Genomic DNA, 26,012 nt, shown 5'->3' on the forward strand with positions numbered 1-26,012 from the left:
GAAATGCGGGAATAAAGTTCCGGCGGAGGCCCGCCGGAACACTGGTGCTTACCCTTTCGGGTTATTACGCGTGCTGGAACGGCGGTTGCCGTTATTCGCATTATTGCCGGTGGTCGTGTGACGCTTCACGGCGCGACGAATCTGATTCGCCTTCATGCGACGTCTGTCTTTTTCCACCGCCACTTTTGACGAGGTTTCCGGCGGCAGCTCAACCAGCTCACGCAGGTAGTTGGTTTGCGCCAGGTCCAGCTCGGTCCAGCCGCCGCGCGGCAGGCCTTTCGGCAGCGGAATATCGCCATAGCGAACGCGGATCAGGCGGCTGACCTGCACACCCACCGCTTCCCACAGACGACGGACTTCGCGGTTACGGCCTTCAGTCAGGGTTACATTGTACCACTGGTTGATGCCTTCGCCACCGCTGAATTTAATGGTTTTGAACGCTGCCGGGCCATCTTCCAACTGCACGCCACGAGAAAGCTGACGCACTTTGTTGTCGTCCACTTCGCCAAAGACACGCACCGCGTACTCACGCTCAACTTCACGACTTGGGTGCATCAGGCGGTTCGCCAGTTCACCGTCGGTGGTAAACAGCAGCAGACCGCAGGTATTCACGTCCAGACGGCCTACGGCAATCCAGCGCGCGCCGCGCAGTTTCGGCAGACGATCAAACACGGTCGGACGCCCTTCCGGGTCGTTGCGAGTACAGAGTTCGCCTTCCGGTTTGTAATAGGCCAGAACACGGCAAATCTGTTCGACAGATTCTTTCACGGAGATCAGATGGCCGTCGATACGAATTTTGAGGCCCGGGATCACTTCAACGCGATCGCCCAGCTTGGCAATTTTGCCATCGACGCTCACGCGGCCCGCTTCAATAATCGTTTCAATTTCACGACGGGAGCCATGGCCAGCACGAGCCAGCACTTTTTGCAGTTTTTCGCTTTTATCGCTCATAGAGCTTCCTTCAGGTGTCGCCTTCACAGGCGTCTTGAGACTTCATTAGCAACGCGGGAGTATGCACCGGGTCGCATAAGCAGGCGGGCAGCGGCGCTTTAATGGCAACGAGGCTACCCACCCAAAATGGTGACCGCACATACTACACGAATTTTAGAAGAAATGGGCAGCTTGTTCCTGGCCTTTTATTGAGGAAGGGGCAAATCGGCGCATGACATGGGAATAACCCGGCAACTGCCGGGTTCAGGACATCACAGGAACGGCTTCACGTCACCGACGCCTTCACGCAGCACAACCGGCGAGTCTTCGGTCAGGTCAATCACCGTGGTCGGCTGCTGGCCCAGATAACCACCGTGGATGATCAAATCCACCTGCTTTTCCAGACGGTCTTTAATCTCTTCCGGATCAGACTCGGTAAATTCACTGCCCGGCAGCATCAATGAGGTGGAGAGCATCGGCTCGCCTAAGGTCTCAAGCAGCGCCTGGGCTATCGGGTTAGACGGCACGCGCATGCCAATCGTTTTACGTTTCTCTTGCAGCAGGCGACGCGGCACTTCTTTGGTCCCTTTCAGGATAAAGGTGTAGTTGCCCGGCGTGTTGTTTTTCATCAGACGAAACGCCACGTTGTCGACGTAGGAGTAAGTCGACAACTCGGACAAATCGCGGCACATCAGCGTGAAGTTGTGACCGTCCGGCAGATGACGGATGCGGCAAATCCGCTCCATCGCGCCTTTGTCTTCAATTTTGCAGCCCAGCGCGTAGCCGGAATCGGTTGGGTAGACGATGACGCCCCCCTTACGCACAATATCAACCGCCTGATTAATCAGACGCGGCTGCGGGTTATCCGGATGGATATAAAAAAACTGACTCATGCTTCCCTCTCAGTTGTATTCTGCGGCTGCTCCCAGCGCTGCCAGACTCCCTCGACGCCTGCGGGTAGCCACAGTTTGCGGCCCAGCTCAATCCACGGGCAGGGTTGATGGAAATCCGACCCTTGTGACGCCAGTAAACCGTATTCGCGGGCATAGGTGGCAAGCTGAGCGCGCTCGTGCGGCGCCTGCTGGCACTGGGCAACTTCCATCGCGTCGCCGCCGTGTTCACTAAAGTGTGCCAGCAATCTTTTCAGCCACTTGGCGGACAGATTGTACCGCCCCGGGTGAGCAATAACCGCTACCCCACCCGAATGATGAATGACATCAATAGCTTCCTTTATTGTACACCACTGCGGCGGAACGTAACCGGTTTTCCCACGCGCGAGATATTTTTTGAAGACATCGCCGATATTGCTGGCTTTACCCTGCTCGACCAGGAAACGGGCAAAGTGGCCGCGGGTCACCGCGCCGCCTTCAGCCATTTTCAGCGCGGCTTCCCAGGCGCCGGGAATATGCGCTTTCTCCAGGCGCTCGGCGATCATTTTTCCGCGCTGCTGGCGGCGATCGATCTGTGCGTTTAAAAAGGCGGTGAGCGTCGGGTTGGCAATATCGATATTCAGCCCAACGATATGAATTTCATGATTTTCCCACAGCGTAGAAATTTCCACCCCGGTAATCAGCGTGAGCGGCAGCCCGGCGCGGGCAATTTCCGCCTGCGCGCGAGGGATGCCATCCACGGTGTCGTGATCGGTGATAGCGAGCGTCCCCACCCGCATCTCCCCGGCGCGGTGCACCAGTTCTTCCGGTGTCAGGCGGCCATCCGAGGCGATGGTGTGGCTGTGCAGATCGTAAATCACTGCGTAATTGGTATCGCTCAAAACGGCTTCCTTAATACGACTCAGCGTTGTTAGCGGCCTATCATAGCGGGATTACGGGAAATTCTGAAATCAGGGGTTGACTTTGCCCCTTCGAACTAGTTAACTAGTACGCAAGTTCACTTAGTAAGGTATCTGCAAATGACACGTAAAATGATTGCTCTGCACGGCGGTTGGTGGCGTACTTCCCGATAGGGCGGAGTCATCACGTCTGCGTTAAGCATACAGATACCCAGCCCGCCAATGAGCGGGCTTTTTATTAAGCAAAAAAGAGACAGAACAGGCGAGAACAACGATGCAAACACAAAAACCTATGCTCGAGCTTCTGACCAGCGACGCGATTTACCGTGAAAACCCCACCGCACTGTTCCACCAGCTGTGCGGCGCACGTCCGGCGACGCTGCTGCTGGAATCAGCTGATATTGACAGTAAAAACGACTTAAAAAGCCTGCTGCTGGTCGATAGCGCGCTGCGCATCACCGCACTGGGCGATACCGTCACGCTGCAGGCGCTTTCCGATAACGGTGCCTCCCTGCTGCCGCTGCTCGATGCCGCGCTGCCTGCAGGCGTTGAGAACACTCGCCAGCCGAACAGCCGCGTGCTGCGTTTCCCGTCGGTCAGCACGCTGCTGGATGAAGATGCCCGCCTGTGCTCGCTGTCGGTGTTTGACGCCTTCCGCCTGCTGCAAGAGCTGGTCGACGTTCCGCAGGACGAGCGTGAAGCGATGTTCTTCGGCGGCCTGTTCGCTTACGACCTGGTCGCCGGTTTTGAGGATTTACCGCAGCTTGAAAGCGACACAGCCTGCCCGGACTACTGCTTCTATCTGGCCGAAACGCTGCTGGTAATCGACCATCAGACTAAAAACACGCGCATTCAGGCGAGCCTGTTTACCCCGTCTGAGTCGGAAAAAGATCGTTTGCTTCAGCGTATCGCGCAGGTACGCCAGCAACTGAATGAACCGCCGACAGCTCTGCCGGTACACACCATTAAAGAGATGCGCTGCGAAACCAATCAAAGCGATGAAGAGTACGGCGACGTGGTGCGCAAAATGCAAAAAGCCATTCGCGCCGGAGAAATTTTCCAGGTGGTGCCGTCTCGCCGCTTCTCGCTGCCGTGCCCTTCCCCGCTGGCAGCCTATGATGTGCTGAAAAAGAGCAACCCAAGCCCGTACATGTTCTTTATGCAGGATAACGACTTCACTCTGTTCGGCGCGTCGCCGGAAAGTTCGCTGAAGTACGATGCCACTAATCGTCAGATTGAGATCTACCCGATTGCCGGCACCCGACCGCGCGGCCGCCGCGCCGACGGCTCGCTGGATCGTGACCTCGACAGCCGCATTGAGCTGGAGATGCGTACCGACCACAAAGAGCTGTCCGAGCATCTGATGCTGGTTGACCTCGCGCGTAACGATCTGGCCCGCATCTGTACGCCGGGCAGCCGCTACGTGGCCGATCTGACAAAAGTGGACCGCTACTCTTTCGTGATGCACCTCGTCTCACGCGTAGTTGGCGAGCTGCGTCAGGACCTCGATGTGCTGCACGCCTACCGTGCCTGCATGAATATGGGCACCCTCAGCGGCGCGCCGAAAGTCCGTGCGATGCAGCTGATTGCTGCCGCCGAAGGTAAACGCCGCGGCAGCTACGGCGGCGCGGTGGGTTACTTTACCGCCCACGGTGACCTCGACACCTGCATCGTTATTCGTTCAGCGTTTGTTGAAAACGGGATCGCCACCGTACAGGCCGGAGCAGGCGTGGTGCTGGATTCTGTCCCGCAGTCTGAAGCCGATGAAACCCGTAATAAAGCGCGTGCAGTTCTGCGCGCCATCGCCACCGCCCATCATGCACAGGAGATTTTCTGATGGCTGACATTCTGCTGCTCGATAATATCGACTCCTTTACGTACAACCTGGCAGATCAGCTGCGCGCAAATGGGCACAACGTGGTGATTTACCGTAACCACGTTCCGGCACAAACCTTAATCGACCGCCTCGGCACCATGGACAACCCGGTGCTGATGCTCTCTCCCGGCCCGGGAGCCCCCTCTGAAGCGGGCTGCATGCCGGAGCTGCTGACGCGCATGCGCGGCAAGCTGCCCATTATCGGCATCTGTCTTGGCCATCAGGCAATTGTTGAAGCCTACGGCGGCTATGTCGGCCAGGCTGGCGAAATTCTGCATGGTAAAGCCTCCAGCATTGAACACGACGGTCAGGCGATGTTCGACGGCTTAAGCAACCCGCTGCCGGTCGCCCGCTACCACTCGCTGGTAGGCAGCAATATTCCGGCAGGCTTAACCATCAACGCCCACTTTAACGGAATGGTGATGGCGGTCCGGCACGATGCCGATCGCGTTTGCGGTTTCCAGTTCCATCCGGAATCGATCCTCACCACTCAGGGCGCACGCCTGCTGGAACAAACCCTGGCATGGGCGCTGCAGAAGCTGGAGCAGAGCAACACACTCCAGCCAATTCTGGAAAAACTGTATCAGGCACAAACGCTGAGCCAGCAGGAAAGTCACGTGCTGTTTTCCGCCGTAGTGCGCGGTGAAGTGAAGCCAGAGCAGCTGGCCGCCGCGCTGGTGAGCATGAAAATTCGTGGCGAAAGCCCGAACGAAATCGCCGGTGCCGCCACCGCGCTGCTGGAAAACGCCGCGCCGTTCCCGCGTCCGGACTACCCGTTTGCCGATATCGTCGGCACCGGCGGCGACGGCAGCAACAGCATCAATATCTCCACTGCCAGCGCTTTTGTCGCCGCCGCATGTGGGCTAAAAGTCGCCAAGCACGGCAACCGCAGCGTCTCCAGCAAATCGGGCTCTTCCGATCTGCTGGCCGCCTTCGGCATCAATCTGGATATGAACGCCGACAAATCGCGTCAGGCGCTGGATGAACTCGGCGTGTGCTTCCTGTTCGCACCGAAATACCACACCGGTTTCCGCCATGCGATGCCGGTTCGCCAACAGCTGAAAACCCGCACCCTGTTCAACGTGCTGGGTCCGTTGATTAACCCGGCGCACCCGCCGCTGGCGCTGATTGGCGTTTACAGTCCGGAACTGGTACTGCCGATCGCCGAAACCCTGCGTGTACTGGGTTATGAACGTGCGGCAGTAGTCCACAGCGGCGGGATGGATGAGGTCTCGCTCCATGCGCCAACGGTGGTTGCCGAGCTGAATAACGGGGAAATTAAGAGCTACCAGCTTACTGCGGATGACTTCGGCCTCAAGCCTTACCATCAGGCCGAGCTGGCAGGCGGCACCCCGGAAGAAAACCGTGACATTCTGACGCGCTTACTACAAGGTAAAGGTGAAGCTGCGCATGAATCCGCTGTGGCGGTAAACGTCGCCATGTTGATGCGTCTTTACGGTCATGAAGACCTGAAGGCCAACGTCAAGCAAGTGCTGGATGTGCTGCACAGCGGCGCAGCCTACGACCGCGTCACCGCATTAGCGGCAAGAGGATAAAAAATGCAGACCGTATTAGCAAAAATCGTGGCCGATAAAGCGATTTGGGTAGCAGCCCGCAAACAACAACAACCGTTAGCCTCGTTCCAGAACGACGTGCAGCCAAGCCAGCGTAGTTTCTATGACGCGCTGCGCGGCACCCGCACCGCATTTATTCTGGAATGTAAAAAAGCCTCGCCGTCGAAAGGGGTGATCCGTGATGATTTCGACCCGGCGCGTATTGCCAACGTGTACAAACACTACGCTTCGGCGATTTCGGTTTTAACTGACGAGAAGTATTTCCAGGGCAGCTTCGATTTCCTGCCAATCGTCAGCCAAATCGCGCCGCAGCCGATTCTGTGCAAAGACTTTATCATCGACGCTTACCAGATCTACCTGGCGCGCTTCCATCAGGCGGATGCCTGCCTGCTGATGCTCTCGGTGCTGGACGACGAGCAGTATCGCCAGCTTGCCGCCGTGGCGCACAGTCTGAATATGGGCGTGCTGACTGAAGTGAGCAACGAGGAAGAGCTGGAACGCGCCATTGCGCTGAAGGCCAAAGTCGTCGGCATTAATAACCGCGATCTGCGTGACCTCTCTATCGACCTCAACCGTACCCGCCAGCTGGCGCCGCGTCTGGGGCACGATGTGACGGTTATCAGCGAGTCCGGGATTAACACCAACGCGCAGGTTCGCGAGCTGGCGCACTTCGCCAACGGCTTTCTGATTGGTTCGGCGATGATGTCTCATGATGACCTCAATGCCGCCGTCCGCCGCGTGCTGCTGGGGGAAAATAAAGTCTGTGGGCTGACCCGCGCTCAGGATGCCCAGGCGGCCTATGAGGCCGGCGCGATTTACGGCGGGCTGATTTTCGTTCCCGCGTCACCGCGTGCGGTCAGCGTGGAGCAGGCCCGTGAGGTGATGGCCGCCGCGCCGCTGAGCTACGTCGGCGTGTTTCGCAATACGCCGCAAGCCGAGGTGATCGCGCTTGCCACCACGCTATCGCTGAGCGCGGTGCAACTGCACGGTGATGAAGACCAGACCTATATTGACGCTCTGCGTGCGGAATTGCCGGATGGCGTGCAAATCTGGAAAGCGCTGAGCGTGGCCGACACACTGCCGCCGCGCAATCTGAATCATGTCGACAAATATCTCTTCGACAATGGTCAGGGCGGCACCGGTCAGCGTTTTGATTGGTCTCTGTTACAAGGTCAGGATCTCAGCAACGTGATGCTGGCCGGTGGGTTAAGCGCAGACAACTGCGTAGACGCAGCCAAAAGCGGCTGCGCCGGGCTGGATTTCAATTCAGGTGTCGAGTCAAAACCGGGTATTAAAGACGCCAGCAAACTGGCCTCGGTATTTCAGACGCTGCGCGCATATTAAGGAGCAATAATGAGTACTTTACTGAACCCCTATTTCGGCGAATTTGGCGGTATGTACGTTCCGCAGATTCTGATGCCGGCCCTGCGCCAGCTGGAAGAAGCGTTTGTTAGCGCGCAGAAAGATCCTGACTTCCAGGCCGAATTTACCGACCTGCTGAAAAACTATGCTGGCCGCCCAACGGCGCTCACTAAGTGCCGCAACCTGACGGCGGGCACCAAAACCACGCTGTACCTCAAGCGTGAAGACCTGCTCCACGGCGGCGCGCACAAAACCAACCAGGTGTTGGGCCAGGCGCTGCTGGCAAAGCGGATGGGCAAAACCGAAATCATCGCCGAAACCGGCGCCGGTCAGCACGGCGTGGCTTCTGCGCTTGCCTGTGCCCTGCTCGGCCTGAAGTGCCGCATCTATATGGGCGCTAAAGATATCGAGCGTCAGTCACCGAACGTGTTCCGTATGCGCCTGATGGGCGCGGAGGTTATCGCGGTACACAGTGGCTCCGCGACCCTGAAAGATGCCTGTAACGAAGCGCTGCGCGACTGGTCTGGCAGCTACGAAACCGCGCACTATATGCTCGGTACCGCCGCGGGCCCACACCCATTCCCAACCATCGTGCGTGAGTTCCAGCGCATGATTGGTGAAGAGACCAAAGTGCAGGTGCGTGAAAAAGAAGGTCGTCTGCCGGATGCGGTGATTGCCTGCGTCGGCGGCGGCTCCAACGCCATCGGCATGTTCGCCGACTTTATTGACGAGACCAGCGTCGGCCTGATTGGCGTAGAACCGGCCGGTCACGGTATCGAAACCGGCGAACACGGCGCACCGCTGAAGCATGGCCGCGTGGGCATCTACTTCGGCATGAAATCACCGATGATGCAGACCGATGAAGGCCAGATTGAAGAATCTTACTCGATCTCTGCCGGTCTCGACTTCCCGTCCGTCGGCCCGCAGCACGCCTTCCTCAACAGCATTGGTCGCGCCGAGTACGTGTCGATTACCGATAATGAAGCGCTCGACGCCTTCAAAGAGCTGAGCCGTCACGAAGGGATTATCCCGGCGCTGGAGTCATCCCACGCCCTGGCCCACGCGCTGAAAATGATGCGCGAAAACCCGGAAAAAGAGCAGCTGCTGGTAGTGAACCTGTCCGGCCGCGGCGACAAAGACATCTTTACCGTACACGATATTCTGAAAGCGCGAGGGGAAATCTGATGGAACGCTACGACAACCTGTTTGCCCAACTGAAGGCCCGCAAGGAAGGCGCCTTTGTCCCCTTCGTGACCTTAGGTGACCCGAACCCGGAGCAGTCGCTAAAAATCATTGATGCGCTGATCGAAGGTGGTGCCGACGCCCTGGAACTGGGCATTCCGTTCTCCGATCCGCTGGCTGACGGTCCGACCATCCAGAACGCGACCCTGCGCGCATTTGCTTCAGGGGTAACCCCAACCCAGTGTTTCGAAATGCTGGCGGCGATTCGCCAGAAACACCCGGCTATCCCAATCGGCTTGCTGATGTATGCAAACCTGGTATTTAACCGTGGTATCGATGAGTTCTACGCGGAATGCGCTCGCGTCGGCGTGGATTCAGTACTGGTTGCTGATGTGCCGGTGGAAGAATCTGCACCGTTCCGTCAGGCGGCCCTGCGTCACAACGTCGCGCCAATTTTCATCTGCCCGCCAAATGCCGATGATGAACTGCTGCGCCAGATTGCCGAACATGGACGTGGTTACACTTATCTGCTTTCCCGTGCAGGCGTAACGGGCACCGAAACCCGCGCCGCCCTGCCGCTGCACCATCTGGTCGCGAAGCTGGCAGAGTACAACGCCGCACCGCCGCTGCAGGGCTTTGGGATTTCTGCGCCGGATCAGGTTGCGGCATCCATTGATGCCGGAGCCGCCGGGGCCATTTCCGGTTCGGCAATTGTGAAGATCATCGAACGCAACGTCGAGAATCCGCAGGCGATGCTCAATGAACTGAAAAGCTTTGTCCAAAGCATGAAAGCAGCGACAAAAGCAGCGTAACCTCTCAGGCCGCCCGGCATCCTCTGGGCGGCCTTCCAGCTTCCCCCTTTCCATGCTGGCCGACGCCATTCTGTCTGCACACAAAAAACAGGGTTGATATATTAAATGAGAAGCATTACCTTTCTCATTACCGAATAGTTGAGTTAAACACTCGGATATTCGGTACGACATTGCTCACATTGCTTCCAGTATTTTTGCCCGCATCCAATGCGGGCTTTTTTTTAGTCCGACCGCCGTGCCATACAGATATAAACGTACCTGCGACCTGAATGAATCCCCTACTAACAATTGCCTCGCGGAAAAAAACAGAATCGCATAGGATAAAAAAACATCGCCTCGCAGGAGTCCGTCATGTCAGAGTCCCATAACATTCTCGCTTTCGCGCTCGTCTCGCTTGGTATGGCACTCACGCCAGGGCCCAATATGATCTATCTCATCTCTCGTTCCATCTCTCAGGGGCGAGCGGCCGGGCTGGTATCTCTTGGTGGCGTGGCGCTTGGCTTTATCTTCTATATGGTCTGTGCCGCTTTCGGCCTGACCGCGCTGATGATGGCCGTTCCCTATGCCTACGACGCGCTGCGCATTGCTGGCGTGCTTTATCTGCTGTGGATGGCATGGCAGTCCGTGCGCCCCGGCGGGCGCTCGCCGTTTCAATTGAAGGAATTACCCCGACACAGCCCTCGCAAGCTGTTCCTGATGGGGTTTCTGACCAACCTGCTCAATCCTAAAATTGCCATCGTCTATCTGTCGCTGCTACCCCAGTTTATCAACCCGGCGCACGGCAGCGTACTGGGGCAATCGTTGTTGCTCGGCATGACGCAGATTGTGATCAGCGTTTCGATAAACGCCATGGTGGCAATCTCGGCAGGGACCATCGCGTTATTTCTGGTGCGCGTCCGTCGTTTGGCATCATCCAGCGCTGGCTAATGGGGGGCGTTTTGACCGGGCTCGCGGTAAAGATTGCCTCCGAGCGCGGGCCATCATAACGCCCGGTGGAGCAGCATCACTCCACGCCCTCATGGACGTTCAAGCGTTCGTAGAAATTTATTCAGGACCTCTGAGCGAATGATTCGATGACACACCAGGGTGAGTTCGCTCTCCTCCAGCCTGTCGATGATATCGACATAGACGACATTCTCCAGGCTGACCGCCCTCGCGGAAACGGGCAGCAACGCGATGCCGAAGCCGGCGGAAACCAGGCTAAGCACAGTGAGTACGTCGCTCACATTCTGGATAACATGCGGCTGAAAACCCGCACTATGACAGGCATCATAGAGATATTGCTCCAGGCCTACCCCTTCGGGATCCCGCAAGGAAATCCACTTATCGTCTTTAACGGAAGCCAGCGTCAGCGCCGATGAGCCCGCCAGAGGATGCTGCTTGCCGATCGCCAACACCGTTTTTTCTGTCGTAAAAGCGCGGCTTTGCAGGTCTTCCGGCAGAACCGGAATCGGTGCGCGGATGATGGCCACATCCAGCTGGTTGCTCTGCACGGCGGTGTAGAGATTTTGCACATTGCCCGTCATCATTGAAATTGATATGGCTGGCCACTGCGCGTGCAGTTGGCGCAGACAGGCTGGCAGCTTGCTATCGAGCATCACACTCGACACGCAGCCCAGATTCAGTACCCCCTGCTCACCTCTGGCCGTCTGTCTGGCATCAACAGCGGCCTGCTCGGCCATGGCGATGGCAATTCTGGCTTTCTTGAGAAATGCGGTGCCGGCAGGCGTCAACGTCAAACGGCGGTTTGCGCGACTAAACAGCGTGACCCCTAAACGCTCCTCGAGGGTTTTAATCTGCTGACTCAGTGCCGGTTGCGCCATATTTAACCGCTCTGCGGCTCGATGCATGTGGAGTTCTTCAGCCACCACAATGAAATTGCGCATCAGTCGAAATTGCATCACTCACACCAGAAAGTTGATAATAAAATTCATATCAAAATAGCATAAATGATGCAATTGATGATCTGTCTCGTTCGAATAAAAATGGAGGTATTGATTAGCAGGAGCAAAACATGAAAAACCAGATTAACGATCTCAGAAGCGCTATCGCATTACTCCAGCGCCACGAGAGCCAGTATATTGAAACCGATCATCCCGTTGATCCCAATGCAGAACTGGCAGGTGTTTACCGTCATATTGGCGCAGGCGGTACGGTAAAACGACCGACCCGCATTGGCCCTGCCATGATGTTCAATAACATTAAAGGCTACCCAAGCTCCCGCATTCTTGTCGGTATGCATGCCAGCCGGGAAAGAGCCGCGCTACTGTTAGGCTGTGAACCCGCAAAGCTCGCGCAGCACGTCGGCCAGGCGGTCAAAGCGCCGATTGCCCCCATCGTCGTTCCGGCCTCGCAGGCACCCTGCCAGGAACAGGTGTTTTACGCAGACGATCCTGACTTCGATCTGCGTAAACTTCTCCCGGCCCCGACCAACACCCCCATTGATGCAGGCCCGTTCTTCTGTCTTGGGCTGGTGCTGGCAAGCGATCCTGAAGATGCTTCACTGACCGACGTGACCATCCATCGTCTCTGCGTACAGGAACGCGACGAGCTATCGATGTTTCTTGCTGCCGGTCGCCATATTGAAGTGTTCCGTCAAAAAGCAGAAGCAGCAGGCAAACCGCTGCCAGTGACCATCAATATGGGTCTGGATCCGGCTATCTATATTGGCGCCTGTTTTGAAGCCCCTACCACGCCCTTTGGTTACAACGAGCTGGGCGTCGCTGGCGCATTACGCCAGCAGCCGGTGGAGCTGGTACAAGGCCTGGCGGTCCAGGAAAAGGCGATTGCCCGCGCGGAGATCATTATTGAAGGCGAGCTGCTGCCCGGCGTTCGCGTCAGAGAAGATCAGCATACCGATAGCGGACACGCTATGCCGGAGTTCCCCGGCTACTGTGGCGAAGCCAACCCCTCGTTACCCGTTATTAAAGTGAAAGCGGTCACCATGCGTCACCAGGCGATTTTACAAACGCTAGTGGGGCCGGGTGAAGAGCACACCACGCTTGCCGGGCTGCCAACGGAAGCCAGCATTCGCAACGCCGTTGAAGAGGCAATTCCCGGCTTTCTGCAAAACGTGTACGCGCATACCGCCGGTGGCGGTAAATTCCTCGGTATTTTGCAGGTGAAAAAGCGTCAACCGTCAGATGAAGGACGTCAGGGCCAGGCGGCACTCATTGCGTTAGCCACCTATTCCGAGCTTAAGAACATTATTCTCGTCGATGAAGACGTCGATATTTTCGACAGTGATGACATTCTCTGGGCCATGACCACCCGAATGCAGGGTGACGTCAGCATCACCAATCTGCCGGGACTTCGCGGTCATCAGTTGGATCCGTCTCAAGCGCCGGATTACAGTCACTCCATCCGCGCCAACGGCATCACCTGTAAGACCATATTTGACTGCACCGTTCCATGGGCGCTGAAGTCCCGGTTTGAACGCGCACCGTTTATGGATGTTGATCCCACACCCTGGGCACCTGATCTGTTCAATAAATAGCGGTGACTGCCGCGATGAAGTTTTAGCGTGAAAAAAACTGGCCATATACTGGCCAGTTTTACCAAAGAGCACACCAAGGATACTTACTGTATAACGTCGCCTGTTGATGCATCTACACATGCGTGCATCATCCTGAATAATGACCAACACAAGATACCAGGACATTTTATACAGCCTACGACCACAGCGTTTGGCAGGCAGTACCGATATCTTCTTCATACCCAGTTATTTCACTAACGTAAGCGTCCTCTCCATTCAACTTCCCCAACGCTTATGCTATTGAGCTATTTTCCCCAACCGCCCGAAACACGTAGCCCGGGTGTCTGAGTGTAAGTGTACTACTGCGAACAGTTAATGATGCCCAAATAACGGGCGACTCGTGCACTATTTTCCTTTTCCTGACTCACTCTATCGTAGAAATGTTCGATATAGTTTTATTTCCGATATGATAGCAAGCTAAGTAAAAATATCAGACCTGTAAAAACAAGGTGATTATTCGTCATACTCTATGTAAAATAATCAAAAACCATACATCCAGCATTGAAATAACCAGAGATCATGATAAAACAATTCAAGCAGTGCATATTGATAACATGCTTTCTTTTTTCTCTTTTTTTATTGTCAAAATTTACCTTAAGGGCGACGGGTGATTCTCACCCGGAAGTCTTCAACGTCATTGTTCTTCTGTTGTTAACAAGTTTTACTTTGGGATCAAAAAAATCATATTACCTCATTACCCTCCCGGCATCGATAATTGTTGCTCTGTATGCCCCTATAGGATTTACTTACGGATATCCATCATATCAGTACGTATCCTCTTTATTTGCTACTGACGGTCAGGAAAGTTTTGAGTTTCTTACATTGATACCTTACAAATCATATATATATGCAATTTCGATCCCTATTCTTTTTTATGCATTACACTTGCTATCATATAAATTTAAAATACGACCTATTAAAAACAGAACTTACGTTATGCTAGTCGCAATTATCCTGACAATCTCGTCCGGCGCACTTATTTTCATAAAAAAAGCTGAAAATTCTATTAAGAACTTTAATGCTGATCAGGCTGAACTATCTAAATATGTATACAAAAATGACTGGAATGATGTTAATCTGACAAATGAATCAAAATATGATGACTATATTCTGATTATTGGGGAAAGTGCCAGGAGAGATTATTTTCATGTATATGGCTATCCTGTAGAAAACACACCATTTCTGGACAGTGTGAATGGTGTCATCGTTAATGGCCTGACATCCGGAGATACCTACACCATAGGTTCTTTACGCATGATGCTGACTCAAGGAGACCCTTACAGCAGGCAACCACACTACAACAAGAATATCATGGGGATGGTAAACCAGGCTGGTATTGAGTCCTACTGGTTATCCAATCAGGGCCAGTTTGGTGAATGGGACTCTCCCGTATCGGCCATTGCCAAAAATGCCGGATACTCCTACTTTACTAAATTTCAGGGATACGACGAATCTAACATCCAGGATTCAGTGCTATTACGAAAGTTAACTAACATCTTATCCCGGAGTACGAATAAAAAAAGATTTATTGTGTTGCATACAATGGGTTCTCATCCTAATGTCTGTGACAGAATCAAAGACATGGATGTTCAGTACAAATCCCGCTCCAGGATAAATAATTATATTGCTTGTTATATTTCTAGCATCAGGCAAACAGACGATTTTTTAAAAGAAACTTATAATATATTGAAGAGTAATAACAAAGGCCGGTCATTTTCTATGATTTATTTTTCAGATCATGGACTGGTCCATCGTGAAATAAATGGTGAGATTAAGCTCAATAATAACTATACCAGTAAATACCATCACGACATCCCCTTGGTTAAAATATCATCTGACGATGATAAGAGAACTGTCGTTACATCGCAGAAATCAGGTCTGATGTTTGTTAATGGTCTGGCTAACTGGATGGGCATCACTGGCGATTCAATTAGCCCCTATAACTTGTTTGATGGTATATCCAGTACACAAGATTATGGTTTAAGTAAACAGGCGTACAAAGTGAATGACCCTGCGATAGACATCACGAACGATTTAAAGTCAGGGCTTAAATAATAAGCATGGTAATTATTTGACTTTCAGCAGTTATTTCACGTTTACCAATGCCCGGTTATGCCGGGCTTTGTTATGCGTAATCGTAGCTCACCGTTTTGTTGTTCTGATCACTGTCGCTGTTTGCTAACTTCCGTACGTTTCTCAATGAAACCGGGACCATCTATACAAGGTTTTGCAGCGTTAAATCGCCCCTGCTGGCCGGGATCACCAAGTGTGCGATGAATTGGTCAGGCTGTTCCGGCGGAACCTCAAGCGAAGAAATGGTGCCCTGATAAACTTCATTAATAAGCGGCATTCTGGCAGGATCCGGAAAGGTCGGCTGATCATTACCAACAACAAAATCCTGAATGATAATCCGTCAACGCGACACATTTGAAATCAGAGGACGGCGCAACCTACGGGCTGGCATGGAAAGTTCTTGCCAGGCGTTTTTTTCTAGTGTTCACGTGCTTTTTCTTCCGTCATCTGCACAATGAGCATACAGACGGATCGCATACGATGTTGTAACCCACCCAGCCATCAATCAGGTCAATTGTCTTACCAGTACGTGCCGGGCCAACAAAAACCACCACGTCGTACTCCCGGGGCGCCAGGCAGTTCATCGGCTTCTTAGGCGATCAGTTCATCCTGGTAGAACCAACCCTTTTTCATTCCTCACCTCGGTAGAAAAAAGACTAAAAGAAATCGCTGACCTGGCTACACATCATAGAGTAAATCGGGGCTTGTATGTTTTGCCCCATGGTGTCTCCGCTGCGCAGCAGGTATAGGTTGTTCAGGTCTATAACTGGAGTTTCACAGAACCCGATGGAATCAGCTGACCAGGTCAGGATTTCGCCATTTAAATCGTTTATGCGAATAACGATGGTGTACCAACAATTTCATCCGGTTGTAATGGCATGAAGGATATCATATCGCCGCTTCGGTATATAATGGCGCTGGCAAATGATGCAAGTCTGGCGACAATAACACTATTATCACACCTAATGATGACATACCCACGATCGGGCATATTATGTTCTTTTTCCACAGCTATCCCCAGCAACAGCCATAATTAGCGTCGAATTAACAAAAGCACTTAACTAAGCTTCCTTACAAAAGGCCGTGTAAAGACACAAATAATCTACAGGGGAAAATGATCAATTAAATAAATGCATTTTTGAAGTGAAAACCCACCGAAGTGGGTTTGTATCGATCTGATATTGCTTTACCAGGTACTTAACTGCTTCCTCACGGACACCCTGACCTGATTGTTGATCTTCGCAAGCACAAAACTGGGATGATACTCGTACTTAAAAAACTGAAGTACCTGAAGACGACTGCGCATATTTAGCATCTTAGCCAATCGATCGACTCGTTGATAAAACAACTTGGGGCGTACACCAATTTCATTTGCTGCATCAATCATAGATTCTTTAAGCAACAGTCCGTAAACCGTCGTTTTTTCTCTGTGTGAGAAATGCTCCATATTCCTATGCGCTAACAGAAGATCCATAACCGTTTCGTAGTCAACACCAGGACAGTGGCGAATTGCTTCATAATATCTGGACAATGGCCATTTACTTTCTATTGTGATGAGAGGCGACAATGCCCGAGAATGCACGCCGGCATCGCCAATAAACATAAATCGTGTGCTATAAACATTCCGCCTGACGCAGTGAATAATATCCTTTATAGAATAAAACGAAGTAACATCAATAATGCAGGTTCGATGAGAATATCTGTTTTGCAGATACAAAGATTCCAGGGCGAACCGCATGTAGTTATTGCTGGTCTCAATGCTATAAGTCACTATCATGCCCCACTTAAACAGGAAGATACGACCGCCTCTTCCTGTTTTCCATTCCTGACTAGAACTAACGTGAATACCCGCCACGCTCTGCACCGGCTCTTCCACATAGCTCGGCAACGTAATCCCGGGCAACAAGATACCTCCCCCTTGATGGACTCAGTATTCAGAATACTCTCTAGCCAAACAATATTATAATCCACTGTCACGCTAATTTATTGGAAGGAATATTGCGTAAAACATGAAATATAGATTTATATACTATACAATTGAATCGGTATGACATACCTGAACAGGAAGAAAAGAAAGATCTATCATGTAAAGATGCTCAATTAAAGGAGACGAGCGATGTTGTATACCTTTGATGAAAGGGTGATCTATGATTCCGTGAACGGCACATTGCGCCATACCAATAGAAAAGCGGACGAGACGACACAACTGACGATTATCGCCAGTAAAATTCTGCACCACCTGGTGCTACACCACGGCGAATTGGTAACCCGAGATACGTTGTTCACTGAAGTGTGGGAAAAAGCAGGGATCGTATCCTCTTCCAATACTTTAAATCAGTACATCAGTCAGCTGCGAAAAACCTTAGCCGGGTATCTCGGTGAAGGGGACATTATTGTCACTGTACCGCGGGCAGGATATTATCTCAGCAAAGACATCGATGTATCGACGCAGATTCGCCATCAGCGAAACCTCCTGCCTCATATGTTAAAATACGTTATGGTTGTGATGACTCTGGTTGTTATTTTCCTGGGTTCGTTTTTATATACAGATCAACCCAAAAAAATCACTCCACGAAAAATTGGTGAGTTGAAGGGATGTCCTGTTTATGATATTTCCGGGGTAAAGAGTGATGTTACAGATGCATCCATTTTTGCTGTTGCGAAAGAAGCGCTGGAAAAAAACAATCAAATTTGTACTGCAACAACTGCTTTCTATATTTACGCCCAGGAAACGCTACACTTACATAAACCAGCTAAGATATTATTCAGTCGGTGTATTGAATGGAGCGACAGCCGAAACACTTGTCAAAATATTTACTATTTTTCCTGGATACGTTAATGAAAAAGTTCACTATTTTATTTATTTCCGCGGGCGCGTTACTGGCAATATTTTTAGTTCTCGGATATTGGCATTTTCAACATAACCTCAGTTTTACTTGTTCGTCTTCAACTGCGTCTTTTTCAACGAATGAAGGAAATAGTCCTTTTTTAAATTTCACTCAAAATGTAACGTTCTCCCTGAAGGGAGAGGCATTAGTCAATATATCGGGTGAAATCCATAATGAAGATAATATATATACGATCAACCGAACCATCATTTATGACTATGTACGCATTGGCAGTGCTGACTATAAGTTACATGCTATAAGTGTTACCCCAACCGGTACCGATGATGTTCCTGCCGAACTCACCCGGAAATATCTGGGTCAAATACAGCCTGGTTCATATCGAGTTGTAAACATTCGGCAGCTCCCCTCAGGGGACATGGTCATTTCCAATACCTCAGGGCCTTACATTGTCTGTGCTGTGCATTAGCACCTTTGGGCTATGCAGGCAGCGGTGGCCTTTGCCAGCGCTTCTGGTTTTCTGGTGCAGAACACGGCGACTATCAGGCAATTCAACTTCGGGGATCTCAGCGCCTGCACGAACCCGGTTTTCGGGCGTAGCCATGACAGATCGTCACCACGATTCACGCGGGAAAGGATGGGAAAAAACTGGCCATATAATGGCCAGTTTTGCGGGAGAAATCAGAAGCGATAACCAGCCGAGAACATAAACACCCACGGATCCAGTCTGGTACTGACGCTCTGGTTCACGCCGTTAGCTTTAAACTTCACGTTGGTGTCGATATCCATATACCAGACCGACACTACCAAATGAACTTTCTATCTATCTGTTTTGTAAAACTAAATCGTCCATTTTCACTCTCAAAATAGGTTCATTTCTTGTTATTTTAACTATCTGATTTTCATAGAGATAAAAATAGTTTTGCAGAACGATTTTCGTGCGACGACGTCAGCTTTGTGCCAAGCGGGCACTGCTAACTTCATGAAGTACTGATCGACGGGGAGCAAATCATACGCATTCCATGAGAAGAGCAAAACATTACCTAATCTATAAATCTTCGGGGGATCCAACTTCTGATGGGCCATAAGAAACTGGAAAGCACTGTTCGTCATTTGGGTATTGAAGTCGATGACATGTTGGAGATCTCTGAGCCAATTAAGAGCAGAGTCTGACAGGACTGCATTAAAAGCCCTGCATAAAAATGCATCACACATTCAACAGCATGGTGCCCATACAGTTCGGTCTGATATCGTCCTTTAATCAGATTACACTGCGCTATATCGTGCAAGAAATGAAGACATATGCTAACGGGTTTATCGGCGTTCCTCATATTTGCTGCGTTTATGCTGATAAAGCAACTCATCGGCTTTCAGCATTGCCACTTCCAGTGTGTCTCCTGGCAGTAACTGATATGCCCCCCAGGAAAATGCCACCAGTTTATCCGTGTCAATCGCGTGTAATTGTTCCTGTGCACGTGTAATAACATCACGCGATTTATTCAGAGAATAATCGATAAGAACCAGACAGAACTCATCGCCCCCAAGTCGGATACCATAGTCACTTTTACGAATGGCATTACCCAGCGCCATACCCAGCATCTGTATCGCTTTATCGCCCATATGGTGACCGAGAGAGTCATTGATTCTTTTGAGTCCATCACTGTCAATGGCGATGACCGTGACGGGGATAGATCTGTGGACGAGTGAGCTAATTTTCTGTTCCAGATCAGGCGTAATCACTTTTCTGTTATACAACCCAGTCATAGCGTCCGTCACATTATCCCTGGAAAGCAACGTTTGTCTGATTAATTGTTTATGGGCATACCGGCATAATGCCCAGGTTACAAGGAAATAAAGCAGTAACAACCATAAATTCGCAATAATGACGTAGATAGCATCTAGTTTCACATGCAGGGTGTAATACTGAGTGAGCGCATCTTCATAACTGATCAAAGCATAAGATTTGACATATGGCTTATGGAAAGCAATATGACTGCCGGCTCCATTATCGGTGACATACAAAGAAAGGAACCGCCACAACAACGGACGGTCGACAGTCTTAAACGACACCACTAGATCGTCAATATTGATGTCTGTGATCAGAATGCCTTTTACTTTATCCCCCAAAAATACAGGGGTAAGCATGCTAATTATATTATTGCGGGTATAGCCATCCTGATAAATATGTGACAGCGTGGTTTCCCCCTTTAGCAGATCTTTTAGGGCATTATCATCAATCGAAATCGTGTGTGCGCTGCGAGCGATATTGATATTGCCATTACTCCCCTCCAGCCAGTTACTGAAGGTATAGTTTCGAGTATCAACTAGCTGATTAATATAAATATAGCTGTGAGCAAGATCGATATAGTATCTGATATTCCTGAACGTATAGCCGGTATAATTTGAAAAGCTGTACTTCGACTGAACTGCGCGTTCAGCAGCGTGAATAACAGATAGCGCGCCAATATCCTCCACCCACTCATTACACGAACTATTGCGGGTTTGCAGGGTGCCGTCGAGGTTATTCCTGTTTTTCTTCAACAGATTGAATCCGTAAATATCGCCCTCGGTTTCAAGATGCTGACATATTGCTGCCTGTTCGCTATCGTCGGAGGGCGCATCGGCTATTCGGTGATAAAATTCCCGTGAAAGCCGGGTGGCTATATTCTGGTTAATAGACTCTTCATGAAAAAGCGCTGATTTCCCATTTTCAGCGACATACCCCATATAGTTCTGTAAATCGTGTGCTTCACGAACAGCCAGCACGGTAAACACTGAGGTTGTGCAAATCACGATCAGGATAATCGCACTGATATATTTTTGACTGGACAAGATGGTTAATTCCCTGTTGTACCACCTGAAAATAATAGCAAGTATAGCACAAAACAACGTGCTCGATGCAGGTGCAGTAGTGCTTGAAGATGTGCCTAACGGCTTACTTGTCGCCAGAAATTCAGCCGGAATCATTAGAGCTATTGGTGAGAAAGACGTTCAGCGCTAGAGTTAAAACCTGTATCTGTCCAATAACGCTGAAACCAGTCAGCCTTCTCTATTAGCCGGCTGGTTTATGGTGAATTTTTAATCTCCGCTTTTCGCTCATGGCCGACATTCTGACCTGTTCGCATTCTGTCTGCAGTAGCAGTTGAGCGAGTCCATGCTAATGCAGCTAATGGGCTGGCGCTGCCCCCTTCATCACACCGATTTTCGAGACCGGAGGCAATTCACTGTAAATCAATAAGTTATCTTTAATAAGTGGTATATCCATTGATTTTTATATCTATTACATTCAATAAGTTATCCACTTTTAATCAGGTAGTATACCAACATGAATGATAGATTTACCCTATACTTGCGCCAGCGCCCCGGCATGAACACCTGGCCCAGCCGTAGTCTTTGTTAGCTACCACAGACTACGGCATCTTTAAATCAAGCTGGTATTACCGGCCATACTGGATCTGAAGTATCGACACGATTCAATAAAACGCTGTAGCGCTCCAGTTCCTCAAGCCGCGCCGTTTCTTCTGGTGTGGCGATACCCAGCTTTACTGCACGCTCAAGTGGTGCTATTTCCGCGCTGACCTGCGTCATCAGTATTGCTTTTTTCTCATCCGCTTGTTTCTTCAGTTCTTCATCTGTATAGGTGCGGGGCTGGATTGCACCATCGGCATAAACCCATTTACCGTCAATGTTGAAATTTTCAGGTGCAGCATCGCAATTTATTTCTGCGACACTAAGATTGGCTGGCCAGAGCATGGATACATCCTTATCGATGCTACGAATTACTCCGTTCGCGTCATAGGTAAATTTAATCGTATCAGCGGAAAATAATTGCTGGCAGTCGTACCAACTCTGTCCGGATTCCGAAAAAAGAAATAAGACACCATTTCCTGCCTTTTTAACGTCTTCAGGTGTACGTGGTGCGCCCTGGGTAAAATTATTAATATTCTGCATGTTCATGCCTCCTTTAACCGCCAATCGTTATCCATGCCCCGTTTAAAAATACCTGAATCGGCTTGAAAAATAGATTTGTAGGGTTCCCGCCACCGCCTTTTGTAATCCCTGTCACAACACTCCCCCAGGGAGCTCTATACGTATTACCATCATTCATCACTACTGATGTCTCCGCGCCGAGTCGCACGCCTGTGGCGAAATTTCCTAAATAGTCACGCAACCACCCGCCCCACGCAGAACCATAGATATTTCCGTCAGTAGCTAAGATATTACCTCCATAACGAAACTCGCCGTTTTGCCAGAATTCAAAATATGCATCGCCACCACCACCTACAACATGAATAGACAAAGAGTGCCGAATTCCCGGTTGTTCATAATGATAAATATCGGCATACATATCACCTAGTCCATACAGGCGCATACCATTGGTGCCATTAGTGCCGTCAGCATTGGTAATGACTTTACGTTTGCCAATAAAATCGGCACCGTCTATGTAAAGATTTTGCAGCACTAAATCGCCGCTCATGACGTCGCCGGTGCGTTGCACTGCATTAGTTATCCGCGGATCGTCCCCGGCCGCCACAGTGTTGGATTTATCCCCCACATCCAGCAGGGCCGCCCCCTTTAGATCCATATTTTTACGCGCCTGAACCACGTCCTTTAAATCTGAAAGATTGGCATCCTGGCGCAGGAATAATCCCTCCCCAGTAGCAACGTTCAGTTCAATTTCTGCTGTATCAGAAACAGCAAGACGGAACTGAAGGCTGATACTGACCCCTTTTTGTGGTTTTTCAATCGCCGCGCAGTTCGCCACGGCATACAGTTCTCCGGCATCCGTCAGTAATCCGGCTTCCCGTACTGTAAATCCGCCGCTACTGGCCGGAATAACAAGGTGCGCAATGAACTGGTTAGCCTGTTCCGGCGATACCTCAAGCGAGGAAATGGTGCCCCGGTAAACTTCATTAATAAGCGACGTTCTGACTGGATCCGGAATGGTTGGCTCACCATTACCATCACCAATGACAAAATTCTGAATGATAACCGGGCTCCCTTTTGCAGATGACTCTGCTTCAAGTTCCTTTCCCCGGCTGGTGAGTGTACTGTAATACCTGGTGTCCGCCATGCTTATTCTCCGGCTTCAATAATTACATCAATCCAGGCGGTGAGCGCACCGCCCGTATAAAATGCCCCTTCAGCGCCAAGATCAGCAATCACATCAATGCTGCTGAGTTGGCTGCGCAGATTCTTGGCTTTATCCACCTGCCGTCGGATTCGTGCATAGAGTGCATCATCAATTTCCTGTGTACTGTAGACTTCAACCCTGAACGTGTACGGCGCACGCCGTGGCGTTTCCTCCCACCACTCCACGACCGTCGTCGGCAGGCTGACCGCGCCCAGCGAACGCCGGACAGCGCCCGCGGTACCCTTGTGCTGATGCACATACGCGGCGTCGCGGATAACCTGCCTTTTTTCCGCTTCCGTCCAGCTGTCATCCCAGAAATCAACCGCAAATTCCCAGGCAAGCCAGGGCAGCAGATGAGCCGGACAGGTATCAGGATTTTTAACTTTCCTGACCATGTCGGTATCAAGTGCCATGATCTGCTCACTGCCTGCCTGCTCGATGACCCGTTCCGGCTTAAACGCGCCAGGCGGTAACAGGGAGCGAAATGCGTTTTCCATCAGGCCTCCGTTTTTCGGGTAATCGTGATCGCTGAGCACCACGGTGCCTGTCCGGCTTCTTGTTCAATATCTTCCGCAGGGCTGGTTAGTCTCACCCTTACGACTCCGGGCTGCTGAAGAGCTGCATACAGCGCAGAAAGCGGCACCAGCGCCTTTATACGGTGCGATAGCTCGGCATACCGCGTAACAACCGTCCGCGCATTCTCCAGCACGGTCTGGGCGTCAGGCCCGTCGGGGATCTCGAGTTCGGCGGTAATCGCGTAATCAGCTATCACCGCGCTTTTCACGTTGACCAGGTCGGTCAGGGGGCGGATCTCATCGGCATTTAACGTGCCAGCGACGGTGGACAACAGTGCTTCGCTGGCGGTGCCGTCCCCCGTACGGGACAGAACATACACATCGACTTCACCGGGACAGTTATGTGTCTCCGGGCCGTAAGCGTCAGCGTCCAGCACGTCCTTATCTGCCGATTTGGCATGGAAGCGGTAAGCATTTCTGGCACCGGCTGTATTAAGCTGCGCCCATGACAGTTGGATCCGTTCCCGAAACGCGTCGTCATCCTCCATCACTGCTTCAACGGGCGGAATAGATTCCGGTTCGGCGGGCGAAATCACTTGCCGCGGAACGTTGAACGCAGCACCGATCTGGTCAAGGTCATCCCCCTGAGCGCTGGCAAGCAGAACCGCCCTGACGGCATCATTGACCCGCTGAAACGCAAGCGTGAGCTGATAGGCGTTAACTTCCCCCTGTTTGTAAGTCGGGTCGGATTCAACCAGTGCGTCGAATTCAGGATCCAATTCCTGCAGGCGCGCCAGCCAACGGATAAAAATATCGCTGGCTTCCGGTACCACAATGGCGTCCGGTACGGCCAGTTCTGACAGGTTGATAACGTCATAGCTGCTTGCCATAAACAGAAATGCCTCCGGTGCTGTATAGGATATTTGTTTCCGTGTTGATGCCTTCAATATTCAACACACAACCGGATGAGTCTTCAGGGAAGGAAACCGCAACGCGGGTAACGCTCAGACGCGGCTCCCATCGCGCCAGGGCGGAGGCCGTGGCCGCAATAATCCTCAGTCTGGTCAGATCGTCGCGGGGATTATCCACAAGTGAAAAAAGGTCGCTGCCGTAGTCCCGAACCAGGATCCGGCTGCCGACAGGCGTGGTAAGTATGTCAGTGATTGACTGTCGCAGATGCGCCGCGCCGGACAGACGTTTGCCGGTTCGGCAGTTGACACCGTTCATAAAGATTATTCCGTTAGAAAGTTACTACGAAGGGGCAAGCTTCAGCCGAAGTAATCCGGCCCGGTTTTGTCCTGTTTGGCCGATTTTTTGGCAGCATCTGCGGCCCTGATATCAACAACCAGGTTCCAGGTAAAACTGAGGCCTGATGGGGTCAAGGAGTAGATAAGAGACTCAGCTACCCAAGCCCGATCCTCACGGGTGCCGAAACCGGAAGTCGTGACGCGCGATTCTGCTGTCAAGGGGATATGTTTCGGCCTGCAGGGTCCCGTCAGGGTCATTTTTTGCCCATTACGTCTGGCGTGAGTCTTTTTCGATTTTGCCTGTTCGTCAGCGGTGGCCTTTGCCGGATGGGTGTAAGGGCTGGAAAGCGAAGGACCATCATGATCGACCGTGGTGGTTTTCGTGCGACCGTCCACCTCGTCGTAATAGCGTACGCCAATTTTCCCGGTTGGTTTCTCCTGGCTGCCTGACGCTTTACCCGTGGAGCTGCCGCGCTCGCCTTCGCTGTAAGACCAGCTGGACACATCCTCCGGCGTAACCGTCACCGCCCCCGTCTGCCCGCCAGATGCATTCATGGCTGCGCCCTGCTGGAGAAAAAGCCAGTATCCGCCAGACGGTTTGCTGACCGCGTTATAGGTTCTGGCGAGTCGGGAGAGCAGATTTGCATCCGATTCTGCAACCTGATCAATATGGTCAATATGAATATCCGCCAGCGCATCAGCCACTTTTGCCACCAGGCCGTTATCCGTGGCCACGGTTTTAACCAGGTCTGCCAGCCGGATTTCATCCCAGCTCCTGGTTTTCTGGCTCGTCACGTCGCCGGGCTGTTTCTGGGCGTTCATCGGGGCTGCCGTCGCGTATATTTCGATGCGCCGGGGCGGCCCGCTGCTACCGACGCCCGACACCACAAACCAGCCCTTATCGGTGAGCTGATCATTCAGCCCTAGCCCCACCCGTAGCCGGGCACCTTTGGAGGGGAGCGCCAGCGTTTCGGAAAGCAGCGTGATTTTTACTTCGTCTGCTTTTGCGGTGGCGCCGCCATAATCAGTCAGCGTCAGCCCCTGCAGGCTTTCCTGCAGCGCACGGGTTATATCCTTCCCTTCCGCGCTGACGCTGAACACCGGCGCGTATTCAGGTTTAAAAAGCTGCTCAGCCAT

23 protein-coding genes, 4 pseudogenes and 1 other annotated feature are annotated in these 26,012 nt (G+C 51.7%); of the genes and pseudogenes, 11 read left to right on the forward strand and 16 right to left on the reverse strand.

The window, feature by feature from the left end:
- Positions 1-48: 48 nt before the first annotated feature.
- The 3 genes from rluB to rnm form a co-directional block, all read right to left on the reverse strand.
- Entirely contained in the window at positions 49-951 is a 903-nt protein-coding gene (gene rluB / locus GY169_RS13540) for a 23S rRNA pseudouridine(2605) synthase RluB (protein ID WP_065357590.1), read from the reverse strand.
- A 251-nt stretch (positions 952-1,202) separates the two neighbouring features.
- Complete coding sequence (locus GY169_RS13545) at positions 1,203-1,823, reverse strand: L-threonylcarbamoyladenylate synthase (RefSeq protein ID WP_163448906.1); 621 nt, start codon at positions 1,821-1,823, stop codon at positions 1,203-1,205.
- Positions 1,820-2,701 (reverse strand): RNase RNM, encoded by an 882-nt coding sequence (rnm, locus tag GY169_RS13550; protein ID WP_167576061.1) that lies wholly within the window; start codon positions 2,699-2,701, stop codon positions 1,820-1,822. Before rnm ends, GY169_RS13545 begins: the two co-directional genes overlap by 4 nt.
- A gap of 165 nt (positions 2,702-2,866) precedes the next feature.
- Positions 2,867-2,959 (forward strand) — a sequence feature (Trp leader region).
- Positions 2,960-2,993: 34 nt separating this feature from the next.
- Here rnm and GY169_RS13555 point away from each other — a divergent pair.
- The 6 genes and pseudogenes from GY169_RS13555 to GY169_RS13580 all read left to right on the forward strand — a co-directional run bounded on the left by GY169_RS13555 (position 2,994) and on the right by GY169_RS13580 (position 10,511).
- A complete protein-coding gene (locus GY169_RS13555) occupies positions 2,994-4,556 on the forward strand; it encodes an anthranilate synthase component 1 (RefSeq protein ID WP_167576062.1) in 1,563 nt (520 codons plus the stop codon).
- On the forward strand, positions 4,556-6,151 hold the full coding sequence (trpD, locus tag GY169_RS13560) for a bifunctional anthranilate synthase glutamate amidotransferase component TrpG/anthranilate phosphoribosyltransferase TrpD (protein WP_163448903.1): 1,596 nt from the start codon (positions 4,556-4,558) through the stop codon (positions 6,149-6,151). Before GY169_RS13555 ends, trpD begins: the two co-directional genes overlap by 1 nt.
- 3 nt (positions 6,152-6,154) lie before the next feature.
- Entirely contained in the window at positions 6,155-7,513 is a 1,359-nt protein-coding gene (gene trpCF / locus GY169_RS13565) for a bifunctional indole-3-glycerol-phosphate synthase TrpC/phosphoribosylanthranilate isomerase TrpF (protein WP_167576063.1), read from the forward strand.
- 9 nt (positions 7,514-7,522) lie between these two features.
- Entirely contained in the window at positions 7,523-8,716 is a 1,194-nt protein-coding gene (gene trpB, locus GY169_RS13570; protein ID WP_163448901.1) for a tryptophan synthase subunit beta, read from the forward strand.
- A complete protein-coding gene (trpA, locus tag GY169_RS13575) occupies positions 8,716-9,525 on the forward strand; it encodes a tryptophan synthase subunit alpha (protein ID WP_167576064.1) in 810 nt (269 codons plus the stop codon). Before trpB ends, trpA begins: the two co-directional genes overlap by 1 nt.
- 351 nt (positions 9,526-9,876) lie before the next feature.
- A pseudogene (locus GY169_RS13580) lies at positions 9,877-10,511 on the forward strand (LysE family translocator).
- A gap of 30 nt (positions 10,512-10,541) precedes the next feature.
- Here GY169_RS13580 and GY169_RS13585 read toward each other — a convergent pair.
- Entirely contained in the window at positions 10,542-11,426 is an 885-nt protein-coding gene (locus GY169_RS13585) for a LysR substrate-binding domain-containing protein (protein ID WP_167576065.1), read from the reverse strand.
- A 113-nt stretch (positions 11,427-11,539) separates the two neighbouring features.
- On the opposite strand from GY169_RS13585, the gene GY169_RS13590 reads away from it, so the two are divergent.
- Both GY169_RS13590 and GY169_RS13595 read left to right on the forward strand, forming a co-directional pair.
- The gene (locus GY169_RS13590) at positions 11,540-13,021 is read left to right on the forward strand and encodes a UbiD family decarboxylase (protein ID WP_167576066.1); all 1,482 of its coding nucleotides are present in this window, start codon (positions 11,540-11,542) and stop codon (positions 13,019-13,021) included.
- A gap of 975 nt (positions 13,022-13,996) precedes the next feature.
- Positions 13,997-15,115 carry a phosphoethanolamine transferase gene (locus tag GY169_RS13595; protein ID WP_163445632.1) on the forward strand — a complete coding sequence of 373 codons (1,119 nt, stop codon included), beginning with the start codon at positions 13,997-13,999 and terminating at the stop codon, positions 15,113-15,115.
- A gap of 160 nt (positions 15,116-15,275) precedes the next feature.
- Here the strand turns inward: GY169_RS13595 and GY169_RS23625 are convergent, their stop codons facing one another.
- The 4 genes and pseudogenes from GY169_RS23625 to GY169_RS13615 form a co-directional block, all read right to left on the reverse strand.
- Positions 15,276-15,470, reverse strand: coding sequence for a phage tail protein (locus GY169_RS23625; RefSeq protein ID WP_163445733.1), 195 nt, complete (start codon positions 15,468-15,470; stop codon positions 15,276-15,278).
- A gap of 43 nt (positions 15,471-15,513) precedes the next feature.
- Positions 15,514-15,723: pseudogene (locus GY169_RS13605) on the reverse strand (phage terminase large subunit family protein); the annotation flags it as partial.
- Between the two features lie 239 nt (positions 15,724-15,962).
- The gene (locus GY169_RS13610; protein ID WP_163445631.1) at positions 15,963-16,142 is read right to left on the reverse strand and encodes a hypothetical protein; all 180 of its coding nucleotides are present in this window, start codon (positions 16,140-16,142) and stop codon (positions 15,963-15,965) included.
- 177 nt (positions 16,143-16,319) lie between these two features.
- On the reverse strand, positions 16,320-16,997 hold the full coding sequence (locus GY169_RS13615; RefSeq protein ID WP_167576067.1) for a hypothetical protein: 678 nt from the start codon (positions 16,995-16,997) through the stop codon (positions 16,320-16,322).
- 252 nt (positions 16,998-17,249) lie between these two features.
- On the opposite strand from GY169_RS13615, the gene GY169_RS13620 reads away from it, so the two are divergent.
- Together GY169_RS13620 and GY169_RS13625 are read left to right on the forward strand one after the other, a co-directional pair.
- The gene (locus GY169_RS13620) at positions 17,250-17,972 is read left to right on the forward strand and encodes a transcriptional regulator (protein ID WP_167576068.1); all 723 of its coding nucleotides are present in this window, start codon (positions 17,250-17,252) and stop codon (positions 17,970-17,972) included.
- Positions 17,972-18,448: a hypothetical protein gene (locus tag GY169_RS13625; protein ID WP_167576069.1), complete on the forward strand. Its 477-nt coding sequence runs from the start codon at positions 17,972-17,974 to the stop codon at positions 18,446-18,448. Before GY169_RS13620 ends, GY169_RS13625 begins: the two co-directional genes overlap by 1 nt.
- A 212-nt stretch (positions 18,449-18,660) precedes the next feature.
- Here the strand turns inward: GY169_RS13625 and GY169_RS13630 are convergent.
- A pseudogene (locus GY169_RS13630) lies at positions 18,661-18,789 on the reverse strand (OmpW family outer membrane protein); the annotation flags it as partial.
- 203 nt (positions 18,790-18,992) lie between these two features.
- Between GY169_RS13630 and GY169_RS23435 the strand changes: the two are divergent.
- A pseudogene (locus tag GY169_RS23435) lies at positions 18,993-19,152 on the forward strand (integrase); the annotation flags it as partial.
- Between the two features lie 141 nt (positions 19,153-19,293).
- On the opposite strand, the gene dgcJ reads toward GY169_RS23435, so the two are convergent.
- The 7 genes from dgcJ to GY169_RS13665 form a co-directional block, all read right to left on the reverse strand.
- Positions 19,294-20,811 carry a diguanylate cyclase DgcJ gene (gene dgcJ / locus GY169_RS13635; RefSeq protein WP_223882097.1) on the reverse strand — a complete coding sequence of 506 codons (1,518 nt, stop codon included), beginning with the start codon at positions 20,809-20,811 and terminating at the stop codon, positions 19,294-19,296.
- Between the two features lie 594 nt (positions 20,812-21,405).
- Entirely contained in the window at positions 21,406-21,930 is a 525-nt protein-coding gene (locus tag GY169_RS13640) for a tail fiber assembly protein (protein ID WP_167576071.1), read from the reverse strand.
- 13 nt (positions 21,931-21,943) lie between these two features.
- The gene (locus GY169_RS13645; RefSeq protein WP_167576072.1) at positions 21,944-23,053 is read right to left on the reverse strand and encodes a phage tail protein; all 1,110 of its coding nucleotides are present in this window, start codon (positions 23,051-23,053) and stop codon (positions 21,944-21,946) included.
- 2 nt (positions 23,054-23,055) lie between these two features.
- On the reverse strand, positions 23,056-23,610 hold the full coding sequence (locus GY169_RS13650; protein ID WP_167576073.1) for a phage tail protein I: 555 nt from the start codon (positions 23,608-23,610) through the stop codon (positions 23,056-23,058).
- On the reverse strand, positions 23,610-24,518 hold the full coding sequence (locus GY169_RS13655; RefSeq protein WP_167576074.1) for a baseplate J/gp47 family protein: 909 nt from the start codon (positions 24,516-24,518) through the stop codon (positions 23,610-23,612). Before GY169_RS13655 ends, GY169_RS13650 begins: the two co-directional genes overlap by 1 nt.
- Positions 24,502-24,855, reverse strand: a complete 354-nt coding sequence (locus GY169_RS13660; protein ID WP_167576075.1) for a GPW/gp25 family protein — start codon at positions 24,853-24,855, stop codon at positions 24,502-24,504. Before GY169_RS13660 ends, GY169_RS13655 begins: the two co-directional genes overlap by 17 nt.
- A gap of 41 nt (positions 24,856-24,896) precedes the next feature.
- The gene (locus GY169_RS13665; protein ID WP_167576076.1) at positions 24,897-26,012 is read right to left on the reverse strand and encodes a contractile injection system protein, VgrG/Pvc8 family; all 1,116 of its coding nucleotides are present in this window, start codon (positions 26,010-26,012) and stop codon (positions 24,897-24,899) included.

It is taken from the genome of Kluyvera genomosp. 3 (genome assembly GCF_011765685.1).
GTDB classification, from domain to species: domain Bacteria; phylum Pseudomonadota; class Gammaproteobacteria; order Enterobacterales; family Enterobacteriaceae; genus Kluyvera; species Kluyvera georgiana_A.

Excerpts from the sequence above, each read along its gene's own strand:
- GY169_RS13590 (WP_167576066.1), top strand. The coding sequence starts at position 11,540 with ATGAAAAACCAGATTAACGATCTCAGAAGCGCTATCGCATTACTCCAG.
- trpCF (WP_167576063.1), top strand. The coding sequence starts at position 6,155 with ATGCAGACCGTATTAGCAAAAATCGTGGCCGATAAAGCGATTTGGGTA.
- GY169_RS13625 (WP_167576069.1), top strand. The coding sequence starts at position 17,972 with ATGAAAAAGTTCACTATTTTATTTATTTCCGCGGGCGCGTTACTGGCA.
- GY169_RS13650 (WP_167576073.1), bottom strand. The coding sequence starts at position 23,610 with ATGGAAAACGCATTTCGCTCCCTGTTACCGCCTGGCGCGTTTAAGCCG.
- GY169_RS13645 (WP_167576072.1), bottom strand. The coding sequence starts at position 23,053 with ATGGCGGACACCAGGTATTACAGTACACTCACCAGCCGGGGAAAGGAA.
- GY169_RS13555 (WP_167576062.1), top strand. The coding sequence starts at position 2,994 with ATGCAAACACAAAAACCTATGCTCGAGCTTCTGACCAGCGACGCGATT.
- GY169_RS13640 (WP_167576071.1), bottom strand. The coding sequence starts at position 21,930 with ATGCAGAATATTAATAATTTTACCCAGGGCGCACCACGTACACCTGAA.
- rluB (WP_065357590.1), bottom strand. The coding sequence starts at position 951 with ATGAGCGATAAAAGCGAAAAACTGCAAAAAGTGCTGGCTCGTGCTGGC.
- GY169_RS13620 (WP_167576068.1), top strand. The coding sequence starts at position 17,250 with ATGTTGTATACCTTTGATGAAAGGGTGATCTATGATTCCGTGAACGGC.
- GY169_RS13585 (WP_167576065.1), bottom strand. The coding sequence starts at position 11,426 with ATGCAATTTCGACTGATGCGCAATTTCATTGTGGTGGCTGAAGAACTC.
- GY169_RS13665 (WP_167576076.1), bottom strand. The coding sequence starts at position 26,012 with ATGGCTGAGCAGCTTTTTAAACCTGAATACGCGCCGGTGTTCAGCGTC.
- GY169_RS13660 (WP_167576075.1), bottom strand. The coding sequence starts at position 24,855 with ATGAACGGTGTCAACTGCCGAACCGGCAAACGTCTGTCCGGCGCGGCG.
- trpD (WP_163448903.1), top strand. The coding sequence starts at position 4,556 with ATGGCTGACATTCTGCTGCTCGATAATATCGACTCCTTTACGTACAAC.
- GY169_RS13655 (WP_167576074.1), bottom strand. The coding sequence starts at position 24,518 with ATGGCAAGCAGCTATGACGTTATCAACCTGTCAGAACTGGCCGTACCG.
- GY169_RS13545 (WP_163448906.1), bottom strand. The coding sequence starts at position 1,823 with ATGAGTCAGTTTTTTTATATCCATCCGGATAACCCGCAGCCGCGTCTG.
- trpA (WP_167576064.1), top strand. The coding sequence starts at position 8,716 with ATGGAACGCTACGACAACCTGTTTGCCCAACTGAAGGCCCGCAAGGAA.
- GY169_RS13595 (WP_163445632.1), top strand. The coding sequence starts at position 13,997 with ATGCTAGTCGCAATTATCCTGACAATCTCGTCCGGCGCACTTATTTTC.
- trpB (WP_163448901.1), top strand. The coding sequence starts at position 7,523 with ATGAGTACTTTACTGAACCCCTATTTCGGCGAATTTGGCGGTATGTAC.